This window comes from Microbacterium songi (assembly GCF_042747925.1).
GTDB lineage: Bacteria > Actinomycetota > Actinomycetes > Actinomycetales > Microbacteriaceae > Microbacterium.
Map to the genome: position 1 here is coordinate 544,647 of NZ_JBHZIE010000010.1, position 17,951 is coordinate 562,597.

The following is a 17,951-nucleotide window of genomic DNA, read 5'->3' on the forward strand; positions in this document are numbered from 1 at the left end:
CGGGCGCTCCGCGTCAGGCGGCGCCACCCCGCGACTCGAAGTACTCCATCGAGCGCGTCGACGATGTGACCAGTGGCCGGAAGCGGCCGCCGGGAAGCGCCTCGGGGTGTCCCTCGGGAAGATAGGCAGCGCGCATCGCGGCGCCGACGTCACGCGCGGCACGCGTGAGGAGCTCGATGTGGGGGAGCGGGTCGGTCCCGTCGTTGGCCACCACGACGCTGAGCGCGGCGATGACATCGTGATGAGCGCCGCGGATCGGCACGGCGATGCCGCGGGACTCCTCGTGGATGTGGCCGTCGCAGACAGCCCACCCGCGCGCGCGCACGGTCCGCAACGCGGCGAGCAGATCGCGTTCGGTGGTCAGGGTGTGGGACGTGTAGCGCTCGCGCGGTTCGGCCAGGATCGCGGCCAGCACCTCCGGGCCGGCATGCGCGAGCAGCACGAGTCCGCTTGAGGAGGCGTGCAGGGGGATGCGCCCGCCGATGAGCGTCGCGTTCACGACGGCGTCGCGCGCGGAGAGTCGATCGAGGAAGAGCACCCCGGTACCGCTGAGCACCCCCAGCTGGGCGTGCTGCCGCACGCGCGCGTGCACGGCCTGCAGGAAGGGGCGGGCGAGTTCCCGCAGCCCGAGCGCGCCGGGAGTGCGGCACGCGAGCTCCCACAGGCGCACGCCGAGCCGGTACGTGCGGTCGGGCAGGCGCTCCAGCAGTCCCTCGTGCTCGAGTTCGCCCACGATCCGGTGGGCGCTGGACGGCGCCAGGTCGGCGCGATCGGCGATCTCGGTCAGCGTCAGGAAGGGGACGGCGGCTTCGAATGCGCCGAGCACTCGGAGGTGCTTGCTCAGCACGGTCTGCCCGTCGGATGCCCGTGCCATGAGTGTTCCTCCCGCTGACCTCGTCGTCATCTGCGACGGGATCGGCCCGTCGCTCCCGATCCTAAGCGTGGCGACTTCCGTTGAACAGAAGTCCCGGCACCCGGCCGATGACGGGCGTCTACGGTCGAGGCATCCGACAAAGCCGTCAGATCACGAAGAGGGAACCATTGCCAGAACTCGGTGCAAAATCGTTGACAATCTCGTCTGCGATCTCTAGCGTCGTGCAGAAGCGGACGTGGACCTGTCCGCCGTCCCGCACCGTCGCCCCCCGCAATGACGCCATGAGGAGAGGTGAGGCATGGCCGCCCGCCTGACACTGCACGATGTGAACCTCCGCTTCGGGGGGATCAAAGTGCTGCAAGAGGTGTCGTTCCAGGTCGAGCCCGGCGAGGTCTTCGGGCTCGTCGGCCCCAACGGCGCCGGCAAGACGTCGCTGTTCAACTGCATCAGTGGTCACTACAAGCCGACGAGTGGATCGATCACGATCGACGACACCGAGGTGATGGGACTGGCCCCCGCCAAGCTCGCACACCACGGGCTGGCGCGCACGTTCCAGCATCCCGCGCTGCAGCTGAAGGCCACCGTGCTCGAGAACGTCCTGCTCGGAGCCCACACGCGTCTGCCCGGCGGTCCGCTCGCCTGGTCGGTGCGGCTGCCCCGCACGACGAGGTCCGAGCGCGAACTGCGCGCCGAGGCGATGACGCTCCTCGAGCGCACGAACCTCGCGTGGGCCGCCGACCTGCCGGCCGACGAGCTCAGCCACGGGCTGCACAAAGGCATCGAGCTGTGCCGGGCACTGCTGCTGAAGCCGTCGCTGCTGCTGCTCGACGAGCCCGCCGCCGGGCTCTCGCACGGCGAGGTCGAGAGCTTCATCGTCACGATCAAGCGCCTGCGCGTCGAAGACGACATCACGGTCATCATCGTGGAGCACCACATGGGGCTGATCGCCGCCCTCACCGACCGCGTGCTCGTGCTCGACCACGGTCGCACCCTCATGGAGGGGACCGCCGCCCAGGCCCAGGCCGACCCGCGCGTGATCGAGGCCTACATCGGGAAGGACGCGACCGATGACGCTGCTTGAACTGGTCGACGTCACCGCGTTCTACGGTCCGGTCCAGGTGCTGGAGAGCGTCTCACTCGAGGTCCCCGACGGCGGGGCCGTCGGCATCCTGGGCGCCAACGGCGCCGGCAAGACGACGACCCTGCGCGCGATCAGCGGCACCGTGCGCGCGGGGGGAACCGTGCGCTTCGACGGACGCGACATCCGCGGACTGGGTCCCGACCGCGTCGCCGCGCTCGGGATCGCCCACGTTCCCGAGGGCCGGGGGACCCTGACCCAGCTCACCGTGCGCGAGAACCTCCGCGTCGGGGCCTACCTGCGCAAGGACCGCAAGGCGATCGCGACCGACATCGACTACTGTCTCGACCTCTTCCCGCAGCTGCAGGACCGCATCACCTCGAGTGCCGCGGCGCTCTCCGGGGGCGAGCAGCAGATGCTCGCGGTCGGACGGGCGATCATGGCGCGGCCCCGGCTGATGCTGCTGGACGAGGCGTCCTTGGGACTCGCTCCGAGCACCGCCCAGTCCGTCTACCAGGCGATCGGCCGTCTGCGCCGGGAGTCGGGCATCGCGATGCTGATCGTCGAGCAGAACGCCAACCTCGCCTTCACGCTCGTCGACACCGCCACCGTGCTCGAGACCGGTCGCAACGCGCTGACCGGCACCTCGGCCGAACTCAAAGGCATGGACGAGATCCGCCGCGCCTACCTGGGAGGCTGACGCGTGGGCACTTTCATCCAGCTCATCATCGACGGACTGTCGACCGGTTCGATCTACGCGGCCCTGGCCCTCGCGATCGTGCTCGTCAACCAGGCCACCGGGCTCATCAACTTCGCGCAGGGCGGCATCGCGGTGCTGTCGGCCTACATCGCCTACGTGTTCGTGCAGTTCGGCCTTCCGGTCGTCCTCGCGATCCTCCTCACCGTCATCGTGTCGTTCTTCCTCGGCGGACTCATCGAGCGCACGCTCGTGCGCCGGTTCGAGCGCGGCGACCCCGACACGGCGGTCGTGGTCACGATCGGCATCCTGACCCTCATCACGGGTATCTGCGCCTGGATCTGGGGCTACAACAACCGCCAGTTCCCCTCGCTCTTCCCCCTCGACAGCATCAACGTGCTCGGCGCCGTCATCAGCTGGCGCTCACTCGGAACCATCCTCACGATCGTCGCGATCATGCTGGTGCTCCAGCTGCTCTTCCAGAAGACGAAGCTCGGCCTGGCGCTGCGGGCCGTCGCCATCAACCCCGAGTCGGCAGCCTTCTCCGGCCTGCCGGTCGGTCGCCTGCTGATGGTCGGCTGGGGCCTGGCGGCGTCGCTCGGCGCGGTCGCCGGGACGCTCGTCGCCCCCCAGCTCACGCTGACGCCCGGAATGCTCGACACCGCCCTCGTCTACGCGCTCGCGGCCGTGATCCTCGGCGGGCTGTCCTCGCCGCTCGGAGCGGTGGTCGCCGCCTGGTCGATCGGCGTGCTCGAGAACCTCGCCGCCGTGTACGTCCCGTTCATCGGCTACGACCTCAAGATCGCGGTGCCCTTCATCCTCATCTTCGTGGTCCTGATCTTCCGACCCCAGGGCCTCTTCGGCCGCAAAACGGTGGTGCGCGTCTGATGGCCGACTCGACGACGACAACGACATCGCGGATGCCTCGACCCGCGGCATCCGCCCCCCTCCGGCGGCCGTGGGTGCGGTGGACGATCACCGCCCTCGTGGTCATCGCGCTCATCATCGCGCCCCTCGTGCTGCCGCAGTTCGCGAACCAGACGCTCATCCGCATCGGGGTCTACGCGGTCGCCGTGCTGGGCCTGAACATCGTGATGGGCTACGGCGGCCAGGTGAACCTCGGCCAGATCTTCTTCCTCGGCCTCGGCGCGTACGTCACCGCGTACGGCGTGAACGAGGGGTGGAACATCGCACTCGTGCTGATCGCGGCGTGCCTCATCCCGGCCGTGGCGGGGCTTCTGATCGCTCTGGCCGCCGCCCGTCTGGGCGGTCTCGCGATCGCGATGGTCACGATCGCGCTGCCGATCGTGGGCGTCCCGCTCGCGAAGCGACTGTCCGATGTCACCGGCGGCTCGCAGGGCACGTCGGCGAGATTCTCGGACGCCCCGGAATGGACCGGCCTCTACGACGACCAATGGCAGTTCTACATCGTGCTGGCGATCGGCGCCGTGTCGTTCCTGCTGGCGCGCAACTTCGTCAACGGCAAGTACGGCCGCGCGCTCGCGATCGTCAAGGAGAACGAGTCGGTCGCCTCGTCGATGGGCGTCTCGCCCTACCGGTACAAGGTGCTGGCCTTCACGATCGCTTCGCTCTTCGGCGGTGTCAGCGGCTTCCTCTACATGGTGGCCGTTCAGTACACGTCGCCCGAGACGCTCAGCTTCGGCCATTCGATCAGCCTGCTGGCCGCCATGGTGATCGGCGGTGCCGGCAGCATCGTCGGGTCGCTCATCGGCGGGGCGTACTACGTCCTGGTGCCGCAGGCAACGAATCTCGTCGACCCGAACCTGACGATGATCAGCCAGGGGATCATCCTCCTGGTGGTCCTGTTCGTGCTGCCCGGAGGGCTTGTGAGCCTTCCGCGCGTCATCCGACGACTCACCCGACGTTCGACCGGCGGTTCTTCGCGAACCGCCGCCGACGCCGCACAGACCGCTCCGCCGCAGGGTCCGAAGACGGGCTCGTCCGCGGAGGGACCCGAGAACACAGAGAGGCAAGGCTCAGCATGAGAATGCGAAAGACAGCAAAGGGGGTCGTCAGCATCGTCGCGATGACCTCGATCGTCGCCCTCGCCCTCGCGGGCTGCTCCCGCGAGGGCGGCGGCGGAAGCGGTGGCGACGCGAGCGGCGGCGCGGCGGCGACGAGCCCCGGCATCACCGACACGAGCATCACCCTGGGCATCACGACGCCGCTCACCGGCGCCACGGCCGGCCCGGGCAACTGCACCGTCGACGGCGCGAAGGCGTACTTCGGCGTGAAGAACGCCGAGGGCGGCATCGAGTTCGGCGACGGCAAGACCCGCACGGTCGAGCTCAAGACCTACGACGACGGCTACGACCCGCAGAAGGCGCTCGCGAACTTCCAGCAGATGGTGTCGGACGGCGTCTTCGCGGCCGGGCTGGGCCTCGGAACACCGACGAACCGCGCCTGGCGCGAGGCCGCGATCGACGAAGGCGTGCCGCAGGTGCTCGTGATGACCGGCGACCCGCTCTTCAGCGACCGCGCCGAGAGCCCCGAGCAGCTCGGGCTCGTTCCGATCTACCAGCAGGAGGGCGGCGCGTTCGGCGAGCTGCTGGCGAGCGACTCCACCGAGCACAAGGTCGCGATCCTGTCGCAGAACGACGACTACGGCAAGGGCTATGTCGAGGGCTTCAAAGAGGCGATCTCCGGTGCCTCCAACATCACCATCGTCAAGGAGCTGACCTACGAGGCGACCGACGCGTCCGTCGACGCGCAGATCACCGAGCTCGCGTCGAGCGGAGCCGACGTCTTCTTCAACGCGATGTCGATCACCCCGCTCGTGATCTCGTCGCTGCAGAAGGCGCAGGCTCTGAGCTGGTTGCCGAGCTGGTTCCTGCCGTCGAACACGTCGAGCCCCACCGCAATCCTCGAGCCCGGCGGTGGCGCGGCCTTCCCCGGCATCTACTCGGTCGCGTTCGCGCAGTCGCCGCAGAGCCCGGCCTTCCAGGAGAGCGACGAGGGCAAGGCCTTCCTCGACGCGATCGCGGAATACACCACGCAGGACGGCGTACCCGCGTTCCCGCACTGCGTGTGGAGCTGGATCGGTGCGGCCACGCTCGATCAGGCCTTCCAGAAGATGGAGGAGCCCACCCGCGAGAGCTTCATGACGGCGCTCGAGGGCATCACGGACTACTCCGCGCCCTTCATGCTCGAGGGCTCGGTCATCGACACGACGCAGGACGGCAAGCCCGCCGTGTCGCAGGTGCAGGTGCAGAAGTACAACGGCAAGGGGTACGCGACGGCCGAGACGTTCGGCTGATCGTCTCCCGCTGAGACGCGGTCGGAGGGCCGGGGCGCATGATGCTCCGGCCCTTCGTCGTCCGTGTCAGGCGGGCGGTCGTCATCCGCCCGCCCCAGATCCACCCGTCCCCGCTCGCCGACTGCAGGAGCCGCGGGGCAGGAGTGGACTCTCGTGGCCCCGGGATGCGCGGGTCCGGCCCCGAGGTTTCCCGCGGTGGTTCGATAGCCTCGGCTGGTGAGGAGCTCGCCATGACCGACGACGCCGCGGGAGGGGAGGGCGTGCTCTCCCGAGCCGCGCGGATGCTCCGTGCCTTCGGCGCCGACGACGATTCACTGAGCGCCGCCGACCTCGGTCACCGCACCGGCCTGCCGCGCTCGACGGCCCATCGCCTCGCCGCCGAGCTCGCCGGGCTCGGGCTGCTGGACCGCACCGCCGACGGCGGCTTCACGATCGGAACGGGCCTCTGGGAGATGGGCGAGCTCGCGCCCGTGTCGATGCGTCTGCGCGAGCACGCCCTGCCGCACGTGCTGCGTCTCTACGAGGCGAGCGGAGAGAACGTGCACATCGCCGTGCTCAGCTCGCCCGACCCGGCGACGGCAGAGGCTCTGTATGTCGCACGGGTGACCGGGCCGAACTCCATCCCCACCCTCAGTCGCATGGGCGGTCGCCATCCGCTGCACACCACGGGCGTCGGCAAAGCGCTTCTCGCCCAGCAGGAGGACGACTGGCTCGATGCGTTCTTCCAGCGCACGTTCGAACGCGAGACCGTCTACTCGATCGTCGACGTCGTGCCGCTCCGCGATGAGATCGCGCATGCCCGGGCCCGGGGCTTCGCGACGACGCGGCAGGAGATGACGCTCGGCAACGTCTCGATCGCCGCGGCGCTCCCTGCGATCGACGGGCTCCCGCTCGCCGCCGTCGGAGTGGTGACGCATCTCGCCCGCGCCGACGAGCGCCGGCTCGGCCCGCTGGTGGTCGCCGCCGCCCGTGACATCGCGCGCGACCTCGCGCGAGACTGACGCGGCCGCGGCACCCGGCCTCGACGCCTCTCGATCCCATCCAGTGGGACACAGGCCTGGGATGCCGGGGCTCGACGTGTGACGCTGGGTCGTAGCATCCGTCGAAGGAGACCCATGACTTCCCCTGAATCCGATCCGCCGGCATTCACTTCGCGCACCGAGGAGGCGTTCTCGTCCTCCGTCGTGCTCGAGCAGCCCGCGCGGGCCGCCGCTCCCGAGTCCTTGCTCGCGACGCCCGTGCAGGTCTCGCAGGGCGAGATCACGCAGGAGATCGTCGACACGCACGCGGCCGCACAAGCGCGCGATGATTCCGGCGAATACGTCCGCACCTCCCTGCACGACTTCCCGCCCTACCGCTCGAGCATCCTGCGGCACCCGACGAAGAACCCGCGCCTGGTCGATCCCGAGACGATCGAGCTGTTCTCGCCGGCGTTCGGTCAGCGCGACGTCGCGGCCATCGAGGCCGACTTGACGCTGCAGCACATGGGCGAGCCGCAGGGTGAGCGCATGACCGTGCAGGGCCGACTGCTCGATTCCTGGGGTCGCCCGCTCGCCAATCAGCTCGTGGAGATCTGGCAGGCCAACGCCGCCGGACGCTACATCCACCAGCGCGACCAGCATCCCGCTCCCCTCGACCCGAACTTCACCGGTGCCGGACGCGTCGTGACGAACGACGACGGTGAGTACAAGTTCACGACGATCAAGCCGGGCGCGTACCCCTGGAAGAACCACGTCAACGCGTGGCGTCCCGCGCACATCCACTTCTCGGTCTTCGGCAGCGGGTTCACCCAGCGGCTCGTGACGCAGATGTACTTCCCGGGCGACCCGCTGTTCCCGCTCGACCCGATCTACAACACCATCTGGCGCCAGAAGGACCGTGACGCGCTCATCGGACTGTACGACCACGACCTGTCGGTGCCGGAGTTCTCGATGGGCTACCGCTTCGACATCGTCGTCGACGGTCCCGACGCGACCTGGTTCGAGCCCGAGGAGGACCACGCATGACCCGCCAGCCCCACCCCTCCCTCGGCGCGTCGCCGCTGGCCGCAACGGGCGGTCAGACCGTCGGTCCGTTCTTCGCGTTCGGTCTCGACTACGACAAGAAGCACCAGGTCGTGTTTCCGCACAGCCCCGGCTCGGTCGTGCTCGGCGGCACGGTCTACGACGGCGCCGGCAACCCGATCCCCGACGCGGTGATCGAGATCTGGGGTGCCGACGAGAACGGCGACGTGTCGCGCGAGCGCGGCGCGTTCCGTCGCGACGACCACACGTTCACGGGGTTCGGCCGCGCTGCGACCACCGACGACGGCCACTACGAGTTCTTCACCCGCAACCCCGGGCCCACCGACGGGAAGGCGCCGTTCTTCTCGGTGATCGTCTTCGCCCGCGGCCTCCCCGACAAGCTGATCACGCGCATCTATCTGCCCGAGCACGAGGAACTCCGCAGCGCCGACGCGCTGCTGTCGTCGCTCGGCGCGGACGAGCGCGCTACGCTCATCGCAACCCGCACCCCTGACGGGAACCTGCGGCACGACATCCGGCTGCAGGGCGATAAGGAGACCGTGTTCCTTGAGTTCTGACGACGGATCGGCGCCGACGCCCCCGCGGACGGCTTCGCCGCCGGAGCCCTTCGATGTCGGACTGATCTCGCCCGTCACCGTGGGCATCGATGACATGGTGGCGGATGCTGCGATCTTGGACGCGCTCGTCACGGCCGAGGTCGCCCTCGTCCGGGCCTACGCCGCGCTCGAGGTCGCCCCGTCGGCGGTGGCCGACGACCTCTCGACGGCGCTGGGCTGGCGCGGTGTCGGGCGCACCTGTCGCGAGCACGGGCTGGACGCGGCCGATCTGGCTCGCGCGTCGGTGGCCGGCGGCAATCCTGTCATCCCCCTCGTCGGCCTCCTGAAGGAGCGCGTCCCCGCAGAATCGCGCGGGTGGATCCACCGGGGCGCGACCAGCCAGGATGTCCTCGATTCCGCCCTCATGCACGTCGCCGAGCGCGCAGCGACCGCGATCCTCGTGCACCTCCAGCACGCCCAGGGCTGGATCGCGGGTTTCCTCGAGGCGAACCCCGACGAGCCCGCCGCCGCGCGCACCCTCACGCAGCACGCCGTCCCGACGACCATCGGGTGGCGCGCGCTCGGGTGGGGGCGCGCGCTGACGCGGGCCTACGACCGGCTCGAAGCAGCCCGCGCAGCGCTTCCCGCCCAGCTCGGAGGAGCGGGCGGCACCCTCGCGTCGTTCGTCGAGATCGGCGGCCGGGAGCGCGCCGAACAGCTGCCGGCGGCGTTCGCCCGTCAGCTCGGCCTCGCAGCTCCCGACGCCCCGTGGCACACGTCCCGCTGGCCGGTGACAGAACTCGGCGACGCCCTCGTGCAGGTCCTGGACGCGATCGGCAAGATGGCCGCGGATGTCGCGACCCTGTCGCGCACCGAGATCGCCGAGGTGTCCGAGGGCGTCGGTGGGGGCTCGTCCGCCATGCCGCAGAAGCAGAACCCGACGGTGTCCGTGCTCCTGCGTTCTGCGGCGATCCGCGCCCCCCAGCTGGGGGCGACCCTGCACCTCGCATCGGCACTCGCCGTCGACGAGCGCCCCGACGGTGCGTGGCACGCCGAGTGGCCCACGCTCCGCGAGCTGCTGCGCCTGACGCTCGGTGCGTCGTCGCATGCGGCAGCGCTTCTCTCGGAACTCCGCGTCGACCATGACGCCGTCGCCCGCAACCTGCGACTCACGCGCGGACTGATCGTCGCCGAGCGACTGTCGATCGTCTTGACGCCGCTGATCGGGGCCGGGCGTCTCGCCGAGATCGTCGCGGAGGCATCCCGCGGTACCGACCTGGGCGAGCTCGTGCGCGCGTTGCCCGAGTCCGATGGAATCGACGTCGACGAGCTGCTCGACCCTTCGCACTACCTGGGACTCGCGGCATCCCCCGACCCCGTTCCGGAGACGGACCCGGAGACGGGTGCCGCAGCCGATGGCGTGCCCGAGGCCGCCCCCCACTCCGCGCCCGACCAGGAGACGCCATGACCGTTCCCGAACTCGCCTTCACTCCCGTCGTGGGTCCGGCCGACGCGCCGCTCGTCGTGCTGGGCCCGTCGCTCGGCACGTCGACCATCCTCTGGGAAGACGTGATCCCGCTGCTGTCGGGACGCCTGCGCGTGACGGCATGGGACCTGCCCGGCCACGGCGCGTCGCCGGGAACGGTCGAGCCCTTCAGTGTTCAAGAGCTCGCCGACGCGGTCGCGGGCGGCGTCCGCGACCTGGGAGAGAGCTCGGTGCTGTACGCCGGCGTCTCCCTCGGCGGTGCGACCGGACTCATGCTCGCGCTCCGGCACCCGTCACTGGTGGAGCGCGCCGCGATCCTGGCGTCGGGTGCGAAGCTCGGCGAGCCGCTCGGCTGGTTCGAGCGGGCGAACCAGGTGCGCGCGCAGTCGACGTCATCGCTCATCATCTCGTCGGCCGAGCGCTGGTTCGCACCCGACTCCGTCGCGAACCGGCCCGAGCTGTCCGGCCGACTGCTGCACGCTCTGCAGGACGCCGACGACGAGAGCTACGCGCTGTGCTGCGGCGCGCTGGCCGCCTACGACGTGCGCGATGAGCTCAGCGACATCGCTCCGCCGATCGACGCCGTGTGGGGCGAGTTCGACAAGGTCGCGCCCGAGGAGAAGGCCGTCGAGATCGCCGACGGTGTGCAGCGCGGGAGTGTCACGCGCATCGCCGGTGCGGCGCACCTGCCACCCGCCGAGCAGCCCGAGGCCGTGGCATCCGCTCTGCTCGCGTTCTTGACGAAGGAAGAGGCGTGATGCGACCCGCAGGCGCAGGGCTCAGCGACGAGGAGCGATACGACCAGGGCATGGCGGTGCGTCGCGAGGTGCTCTCGGACGCCCACGTCGAGCGATCGACCGCGGCGGCGAACGCGCTGACGAGCGACTGGCAGGACTTCATCACGCGGGTCGCGTGGGGCGACGTCTGGTCGCGGCCGGGCCTCGATCGGCGATCGCGCTCGGTCGCGGTGCTGTCGTCCCTCATCGCCCACGGGCACCACGAGGAGCTGGCGATGCACCTCAAGGCGGCGCGCCGCAACGGGCTCTCGCTCGATGAGATCCGCGAGGTGATCCTGCAGAGCGCGGTCTACTCCGGCGTGCCGGCGGCCAACACCGCCTACCGCATCGCGTCCGAGGTCTTCGCCGACGAGCTCTGATCTCGGTCGGAGGCCCGTCCCGCCCCGGATGCCGCGGCTACAGGCTCGCCAGCGGCCAGCCCGTGTACGCCTCGGCCAGATAGGTGCGTCCGGCTTCGGACTCCACCACGGATCGCAGCTCGCCCGTCTGGCGGAGCCGGTCGAAGTCCGAGGCATCCGGCCCGACGTGCAGCATGCTCGTCATCCACCACGAGAAGTGCTGCGCCTTCCAGATGCGGCGCAGGGCCACCTCGGGGAAGGCTTCGATCGCGCGCGAATCGCCCTCGAGCAGGAGTGCGCGCAGGGCCTGGTCGAGCAGGACGACATCCGCGACCGCGAGGTTCATCCCCTTGGCGCCCGTGGGAGGCACCGTATGGGCGGCGTCGCCGATGAGGGCCACCCGTCCGCGCAGAAGCTGGTGGGCGACGAAGCTCCGGAACCGGAGCACGTCGCGCTGGAAGATCGGTCCCTCGATCAGCTCGTGCCCGTCGACGCTCGCCTGCAGAGCATCCCAGATCTCGCGCTCGCTCATCGAGTTCGGGTCGAGGTTCGGATCGCACTGCAGATACATGCGCTGCACGGTCGCGCTCCGCTGGCTGATCAGCGCGAAGCCGTTCGGGGAATTGCTGTAGATCAGCTCGGGCGCGCTCGGCGGCGCCTCGCAGAGGATGCCGAACCACGCGAACGGGTACTCGCGGAAGTATCCGCCGGTGGAAGACCCCGTCACCACCGCGCGGGCCACGCTGCGCGAGCCGTCGGCGCCGACGACGAACTCGGCCTCGATCGCGAACGGCCGGCCTTCGGCATCTGTCGCGTGCACCGTCGGTCGGTCGGTCTCCGCACCCTCGACCCGGTCGGCGGTGACCCCGAAGCGCAGGTCCTGGCCGGCGGCGAGACGGGTCGCGATGAGATCCTTCAGCGCCTCGTGCTGCGGGTAGAGCCAGACGCCGCGACCGACGGTCTCAGCGAAATCGATACGGTGGCCCTCGCCGGAGAAGCGCAGCTCGATGCCGTCGTGGCGCTGACCGTCGACGAGCACCCGCTCGGACGCCCCTGACTGGCTGAGCACCTCGACGGTGCCCTGCTCGAGGATGCCCGCACGGATCGTGCTCTCGATCTCGGCGCGGGTGCGCTGGTCGATCACGACCGAGTCGATGCCGGCGTTGGCCAGCAGATGCGAGAGCAGCAGCCCCGCGGGGCCGGCGCCGATGATCGCGACGCGGGTGCGCGTGATGTCGTTCATGATCGTCTCCTTCGACGGACGAGCGGATGCCTCGGATTCAGTGTGCCGTCGCGCGACGGCGTTCGCTGTGCTGGTTCCCATTCAATGAGAAAGATTCGTGGCCGCCCTTCCCGATCACCGACCGCCCGCGGCCGCGCCCGGAGGCGCTCAGCGTCGATCCGAAGCGAGGCCGGTGCGGATGCCCGCGGCCGCCGCCGTCAACTGCTCGAGCGCTGCAGCGGTCGGCATCTCGCGGGGGAGCACGACGGACAACGCCGCCACGACCTCCCCGGTCTCATCCTGGACCGGGACGGCGACGCCGGTCGAGACCGCCTCGATCGAGCCCGGCGCGACGACGTGGCCGAGCCGTCGCGCGTCGGCCAGCGCGCGACGAAGGGTTGCGGCATCCGTGATCGTGTCGGGCGCCAGCCGTACGAGCGGTGCGGAGAGCACGCGCTCGACGAGGTCGGGCGGCCCGAACGCCAGCAGAACGAGGCCGGAGGAGGAGGCGTGCAGGGGGAGCCGCCCCGCGACCCGCGTGATGTTCGCCCCCGCCTCGGGATGCGACAGCCGCTCCAGGAAGAGAGCCTCGTCCTGCTCGAGAACGGCGAGCTGGGTGTGTTCGCGCACCACGGACTGCACGCGCTCCATATGAGGAAGAGCGGCCTGGCGGAGCCGCAGCGCCGCCGACCCGCGCAGGGCGAGCTCCCACAGGCGCATTCCCAGACGTACGCGGTGCTCGTCGTCGCGCTCGAGCAGCCCGGCCACGACGAGCGCGTCGACCTGGCGGTGAGCCGTCGAGGACGGCAGCCCGGCGCGGCGGCCGATCTGCGCGGACGTCTGGACGGTGCGCTCCGCGTCGAACGTCTCGAGGATGCGCACCAGACGCTCCACCGCGGAGTCGCCCGACGCCGAATTCGCCATGGCATCAGGGTGGCACATCGCCCGCACGCCCGAAGGACCGCCGGGCTCTATGCTGGCGCCGTGAGCGCACCTTCGACGGCGTCGACGCCCCCGCCCGTTTCGGCGACGGCGGGGGGTGACGACCGCATCACGCTGCGGTTCATGTCCACTCCGGCCGACACGGCGGTCGGAGGTCGAGCGATCGCCGCGGGCAGCGTGATGGAGTGGATCGACAAGGCGGGGTACGCCTGCGCGGTCGGATGGTCGGGCGCATACTGCGTGACGGCCTACGTCGGCAATGTGCGCCATCGCCGGCCGATCATGCCGGGCACGTTGATCGAGGTGCAGGCGCGCCTGATCCATACCGGTCGGTCGAGCATGCACGTCGTGGTGACGGTCTCGTCCGCCGACCCGAGTTCCCGCACATACACGCCGGCGACCACGTGCATCCTCGTCTTCGTCGCGAAGGACGCGGAGGGGCACCCGACGTCGGTTCCCGCGTGGACCCCCGCGAGCCGGTCCGATCGCAAGCTCGCCGCGGGAGCGATCGAGCGCATCCCCGCACGCACCGAGATCAAACGCCGCATGCTCGCGGAGGACTACACCGACTCCGGGCGCGCACCGCGCACGGTGCTGCGCTTCCTCGTGCCGCCCGGCGTCGTCAACTGGGGAGGCAAGGCCCACGGCGGCACGGTGATGCGCTGGATCGACGAGGCCGCCTTCGCCTGTGCCGTCGGCTGGATGGGCGGGAGTCCCGACGCCGACCATGCGATCGCGGTGTACTCGGGCGGCATCCACTTCTTCGCCCCGGTGCGCATCGGCGATCTGGTCGAGGTGGACGCACGGCTGATCTACACCGGACCGCACAGTATGCACCTCAGCATCAGGGTGTCGACGGCCGATCCGCGCCGCCCGCACGAGTGGACGCTGACGACCGTCTGCATGAGCGTGTTCGTCGTCCCCGGTGCGGGCGGTGTCGCGCTGCCGGTGCCGACGTGGCAACCGCAGACCGCCGAAGACGTGCGTCTGCGCGACCACGCCCTCGAGATCATCCGGCTGCGCGAGGACATCGTGCCGATCTCACCGACCCTCTCGCTCGAGCCCTAGAACGCGGCCGAGCACCCTGTCGCATCACCGCGCCATGCTCTATGATGGACGCATAGCGCACAGTCGTTCGCAGGGCGAACACAAGCCGACGGAGGCTGCATGATCGACAAGACAGTGACGGATGCCGCGACCGCCGTCGCCGACATCCCCGACGGCGCCACGGTCATGATCGGCGGCTTCGGCCGCGCGGGCCAGCCCGTCGAACTCATCGACGCGCTGATCGCCCGCGGAGCGCGCGACCTGACGATCATCAACAACAACGCCGGTAACGGCGACACCGGTCTCGCTGCCCTGCTGGCCACCGGCGGCGTCCGCCGGATCATCTGCTCGTTCCCGCGGCAGTCCGACTCGTGGGTGTTCGACCGGCTGTACCGGGCGGGCGAGATCGAGCTCGAGATCGTTCCCCAGGGGAACCTCGCCGAGCGCATCCGCGCCGCGGGAGCGGGCATCGGTGCCTTCTTCAGCCCGACGGGCGTCGGCACCGAACTCGCCGAAGGCAAAGAGGAGCGCACGATCGACGGCCGCCGGTACGTGCTCGAATACCCGATCCGCGCCGACTTCGCCCTCATCAGCGCGCTGAGAGCCGACCGCTGGGGAAACCTCGTGTACCGCAAGACGGCCCGCAACTTCGGCCCGATCATGGCGTCCGCCGCGACGACCACGATCGCGCAGGTCGACGAGGTCGTGCCGCTCGGCGCGATCGACCCCGAGACCGTCATCACCCCCGGCATCTTCGTCGACCGAGTCGTCGCGGTGGGGGAGCGACGCTGGCTCGCCGACGGCGAGTTCGTCGGCGGCGTATCCATCGAAGGCGATCTGCGGGAGGCATCCTCATGACCACGACACCGGCGTCCGAGGCATCCGGCGCATCCGCGCCCACCCGCATCCCGCGCGACCAGCTGGCCGCGAAGATCGCAGCCGACATCCCCGAAGGGGCGATCGTCAACCTGGGCATCGGGGCGCCCACCCTCGTCGCGGACTTCCTCCCCGATGGCCTCGAGATCATCCTGCACACCGAGAACGGGATGCTGGGCATGGGCCCGAAGCCGGCGGCAGGGCGGATCGACCCTGACCTGATCAACGCCGGCAAGCAGCCGGTGACGGAGCTCGCCGGAAGCGCGTTCTTCCATCACGCGGACTCGTTCGCGATGATGCGCGGTGGACACCTCGACGTGTGCGTGCTCGGCGCGTTCCAGGTGTCGGAGCACGGCGACCTCGCCAACTGGTCGACCGGCGCGCCGGGCGCCATCCCGGCCGTGGGAGGTGCGATGGACCTCGCCATCGGCGCGAAAGACGTCTACGTCATGACCGACCTCCTCGCCAAGGACGGCTCGTCCAAGCTCGTCGCCGCGTGCACGTACCCGCTCACGGGCGTCGGCTGCGTCACGCGCGTCTACACCGACCATGCGATTTTCGACGTCACCCCCGAGGGCTTCACGGTGCGCGAGGCGTTCGGCGACAACACAGCCGCATCGCTCTCGGCGCTCACCGGACTCACCCTGCGAGAAGCGGATGCCGCGGCATCCGCTGGAAAGGAATCCTGACATGACCGGCTCCTTCATCTACGACGCCGTCCGCACGCCGTTCGGTCGGGCCGCCGGTGCGCTGTCGGGGGTGCGCCCCGACGACCTCGCCGCCCTCGTGATGCGCGCCGCCGTCGAGCGCACGGGCCTGGACCCCGCCCGCATCGAGGACGTCATCTTCGGCGATGCCAATCAGGCGGGCGAGGACAACAGGGACGTCGCACGATTCGGGGCGCTGCTGGCAGGCTTCCCGACGACGGTGTCGGGCGTGACGGTCAACCGGCTCTGCGGATCGGCCGTGGAGGCCGTGATCCAGGGGTCCCGCGCGATCGAGGTCGGCGATGCGTCGGTGATCCTCGCGGGTGGTGTCGAGTCGATGAGCCGCGCCCCGTTCGTGGTGGAGAAGTCGCCGAAGGCCTGGCCCGCCGTCGGCAACCAGACGATGTGGAACACCTCGATCGGCTGGCGCATGACGAACAAGGCGCTTCCGAAGGAGTGGACGATCAGCAACGGCGAATCAGCGGAGAAGCTCGCCACGATCTACGGCATCTCGCGGGAGGCGCAGGACGAGTTCGCCCTGCGCAGCCACCGGCTCGCCGCCGAAGCGTGGGCCGCAGGTGTCTACGACGGCGAGATCGTGCAGGTTCCCGGGGCCGAGCTCGAGCGCGACGAGGGCATCCGCGACGGCGGCACGCCGGCATCGCTCGGGGCGCTCAAGGCGCTCTTCGCCGCGGACGGCACCGTGACCGCCGGCAACTCGTCGTCGATCAACGACGGCGCGTCCGCCGTGCTGCTCGGCGCCGAAGGCGCGCTCGACGCCGAACCTCTCGCCCGCATCGCCGGGCGCGGTGTGTTCGGCAACGACCCGGACGTGTTCGGGGTCGCGCCGGTCGAGGCCGCCAATCGCGCACTCGCGCGGGCGGGCCGGACCTGGGCCGATGTGGACGTCGTCGAGCTGAACGAGGCGTTCGCCTCGCAGAGCCTCGCGTGCCTGCAGGGATGGCCCGACCTCGACCCCGAGATCGTGAACATCCACGGCGGAGCGATCGCGATCGGGCACCCGCTCGGGGCGTCCGGTGGGCGCATCATCGGCCACGCGGCGCATGAGCTCGCGAGGCGCGGCGGCGGCGTCGCCGTCGCGGCGATCTGCATCGGCGTCGGCCAGGGCCTCGCGGTGGTGCTCGAGCGCTGACCCGCGTTCCGCGCCTGTCTCCCCGACCGATCGCGCCGAGTACGACCGCGTCAGTCCGGCTTGCGGGCCTGCAGCGTATAGCTGAGCGGGGCGACGCCCAGGTGCTCGGCCAGCGCGTATTCACCGTCGGCGCGCTCCTGCATCTGTCCGGGTAGGGCCTCCCACGGCACGCTGTCGTGCTCGACGAGCCCGGTGATCTGGAGCCCCGCTCCGAGGAGCGCGGTCACGACCTCGCCGAGACCGTGGTTCCACTCGTAGGTCTTCGAAGCGACGATCGGCCGGTCGGTCGGCACGTAGGTGCTGTCGTCGTCCCACTCCATCGGGTCGGCGAGCTCGAAGTACGAGAAGCGCAGGTGCAGGTCGTCGTCGAGCCGCTCGTCCATGGCCCAGAGGATGGGATGGCCCTCGCGGAGGAAGAGTCGCCCGCCCGGGGCGAGCAGGCGGGCGACGACTTCCGCCCATTCGGTGATGCGGGGCAGCCAGCACAGCGCCCCGATCCCCGTGTAGACGAGATCGAACGAGCCGGGCTCGAGCACGGCGGAGGCACCCGCGACATCCGACTCGACGAAGTCGACGGCATCACCGGTCTCGGCCACGAGCCGGCGCGCTTCCGCGATGGCGACGGGGGAGAAGTCCAGGCCGGTCACGTGCGCACCGAGGCGGGCGAGCGACAGGGTGTCGGTGCCGATGTGGCACTGCAGGTGCACGGTGCGGAGGCCGGCGACGTCGCCCAGGCGTTCGCGATCGAAACGCACGACGTCCGAGAGCAGCGCACGGTCCTCGATGTACCTCTGCACTCCGTAGCCGAACCCGTTGCGAGCGGCGTGGAGCGCCGCCCTCTCATCCCAGTTGGCGCGGTTGGTGTCGAGATACTTCTGCATGCCCGTCACGCTAGCC

General features: G+C 70.2%; 19 protein-coding genes. 15 read left to right on the top strand and 4 right to left on the bottom strand.

The features are described 5' to 3' along the window. Positions 1–13 precede the first annotated feature (13 nt). A complete protein-coding gene (locus tag ACFM35_RS13630; protein ID WP_378842902.1) occupies positions 14–874 on the bottom strand; it encodes an IclR family transcriptional regulator in 861 nt (286 codons plus the stop codon). A 298-nt stretch (positions 875–1,172) separates the two neighbouring features. On the opposite strand from ACFM35_RS13630, the gene ACFM35_RS13635 reads away from it, so the two are divergent. The 11 genes from ACFM35_RS13635 (at position 1,173) to pcaC (ending at position 11,128) form a co-directional block, all read left to right on the top strand. Next, positions 1,173–1,955, top strand: coding sequence for an ABC transporter ATP-binding protein (locus tag ACFM35_RS13635; protein WP_378842904.1), 783 nt, complete (start codon positions 1,173–1,175; stop codon positions 1,953–1,955). Beyond that, positions 1,942–2,652: an ABC transporter ATP-binding protein gene (locus ACFM35_RS13640; protein WP_378842906.1), complete on the top strand. Its 711-nt coding sequence runs from the start codon at positions 1,942–1,944 to the stop codon at positions 2,650–2,652. The genes ACFM35_RS13635 and ACFM35_RS13640 overlap by 14 nt, the downstream gene beginning before the upstream one ends. A 3-nt stretch (positions 2,653–2,655) precedes the next feature. Continuing rightward, positions 2,656–3,537 (top strand): branched-chain amino acid ABC transporter permease, encoded by an 882-nt coding sequence (locus tag ACFM35_RS13645; protein WP_378842908.1) that lies wholly within the window; start codon positions 2,656–2,658, stop codon positions 3,535–3,537. Beyond that, positions 3,537–4,655 (top strand): branched-chain amino acid ABC transporter permease, encoded by a 1,119-nt coding sequence (locus tag ACFM35_RS13650; RefSeq protein WP_378842910.1) that lies wholly within the window; start codon positions 3,537–3,539, stop codon positions 4,653–4,655. The genes ACFM35_RS13645 and ACFM35_RS13650 overlap by 1 nt, the downstream gene beginning before the upstream one ends. A 2-nt stretch (positions 4,656–4,657) precedes the next feature. Then, positions 4,658–5,926: an ABC transporter substrate-binding protein gene (locus tag ACFM35_RS13655; RefSeq protein ID WP_378842912.1), complete on the top strand. Its 1,269-nt coding sequence runs from the start codon at positions 4,658–4,660 to the stop codon at positions 5,924–5,926. A 230-nt stretch (positions 5,927–6,156) separates the two neighbouring features. Beyond that, positions 6,157–6,927, top strand: a complete 771-nt coding sequence (locus ACFM35_RS13660) for an IclR family transcriptional regulator (RefSeq protein WP_378842916.1) — start codon at positions 6,157–6,159, stop codon at positions 6,925–6,927. 114 nt (positions 6,928–7,041) lie between these two features. Beyond that, the gene (gene pcaH, locus ACFM35_RS13665; RefSeq protein WP_378842918.1) at positions 7,042–7,932 is read left to right on the top strand and encodes a protocatechuate 3,4-dioxygenase subunit beta; all 891 of its coding nucleotides are present in this window, start codon (positions 7,042–7,044) and stop codon (positions 7,930–7,932) included. Continuing rightward, positions 7,929–8,507: a protocatechuate 3,4-dioxygenase subunit alpha gene (gene pcaG / locus ACFM35_RS13670; protein WP_378842920.1), complete on the top strand. Its 579-nt coding sequence runs from the start codon at positions 7,929–7,931 to the stop codon at positions 8,505–8,507. The genes pcaH and pcaG overlap by 4 nt, the downstream gene beginning before the upstream one ends. Continuing rightward, complete coding sequence (locus ACFM35_RS13675) at positions 8,497–9,954, top strand: lyase family protein (protein WP_378842922.1); 1,458 nt, start codon at positions 8,497–8,499, stop codon at positions 9,952–9,954. Before pcaG ends, ACFM35_RS13675 begins: the two co-directional genes overlap by 11 nt. Continuing rightward, complete coding sequence (locus tag ACFM35_RS13680) at positions 9,951–10,730, top strand: alpha/beta fold hydrolase (protein ID WP_378842924.1); 780 nt, start codon at positions 9,951–9,953, stop codon at positions 10,728–10,730. The genes ACFM35_RS13675 and ACFM35_RS13680 overlap by 4 nt, the downstream gene beginning before the upstream one ends. Then, positions 10,730–11,128: a 4-carboxymuconolactone decarboxylase gene (gene pcaC / locus ACFM35_RS13685; protein WP_378843049.1), complete on the top strand. Its 399-nt coding sequence runs from the start codon at positions 10,730–10,732 to the stop codon at positions 11,126–11,128. Before ACFM35_RS13680 ends, pcaC begins: the two co-directional genes overlap by 1 nt. A 37-nt stretch (positions 11,129–11,165) precedes the next feature. Here pcaC and ACFM35_RS13690 read toward each other — a convergent pair whose 3' ends face one another. Beyond that, positions 11,166–12,350, bottom strand: coding sequence for a 4-hydroxybenzoate 3-monooxygenase (locus ACFM35_RS13690; RefSeq protein WP_378842925.1), 1,185 nt, complete (start codon positions 12,348–12,350; stop codon positions 11,166–11,168). A 147-nt stretch (positions 12,351–12,497) separates the two neighbouring features. Then, the gene (locus tag ACFM35_RS13695) at positions 12,498–13,253 is read right to left on the bottom strand and encodes an IclR family transcriptional regulator (RefSeq protein ID WP_378842927.1); all 756 of its coding nucleotides are present in this window, start codon (positions 13,251–13,253) and stop codon (positions 12,498–12,500) included. 60 nt (positions 13,254–13,313) lie between these two features. On the opposite strand from ACFM35_RS13695, the gene ACFM35_RS13700 reads away from it, so the two are divergent. The 4 genes from ACFM35_RS13700 (at position 13,314) to ACFM35_RS13715 (ending at position 17,054) form a co-directional block, all read left to right on the top strand. Next, positions 13,314–14,339, top strand: a complete 1,026-nt coding sequence (locus ACFM35_RS13700; RefSeq protein WP_378842929.1) for an acyl-CoA thioesterase — start codon at positions 13,314–13,316, stop codon at positions 14,337–14,339. Between the two features lie 99 nt (positions 14,340–14,438). Next, a complete protein-coding gene (locus ACFM35_RS13705) occupies positions 14,439–15,176 on the top strand; it encodes a 3-oxoacid CoA-transferase subunit A (RefSeq protein WP_378842931.1) in 738 nt (245 codons plus the stop codon). After that, positions 15,173–15,883 carry a 3-oxoacid CoA-transferase subunit B gene (locus ACFM35_RS13710; protein WP_378842933.1) on the top strand — a complete coding sequence of 237 codons (711 nt, stop codon included), beginning with the start codon at positions 15,173–15,175 and terminating at the stop codon, positions 15,881–15,883. The genes ACFM35_RS13705 and ACFM35_RS13710 overlap by 4 nt, the downstream gene beginning before the upstream one ends. Before the next feature lies 1 nt (position 15,884). Further along, positions 15,885–17,054, top strand: a complete 1,170-nt coding sequence (locus tag ACFM35_RS13715; protein WP_378842935.1) for a thiolase family protein — start codon at positions 15,885–15,887, stop codon at positions 17,052–17,054. Positions 17,055–17,104: 50 nt separating this feature from the next. On the opposite strand, the gene ACFM35_RS13720 is transcribed toward ACFM35_RS13715, so the two are convergent. Further along, the gene (locus ACFM35_RS13720) at positions 17,105–17,935 is read right to left on the bottom strand and encodes a class I SAM-dependent methyltransferase (protein ID WP_378842937.1); all 831 of its coding nucleotides are present in this window, start codon (positions 17,933–17,935) and stop codon (positions 17,105–17,107) included. Positions 17,936–17,951 lie beyond the last annotated feature (16 nt).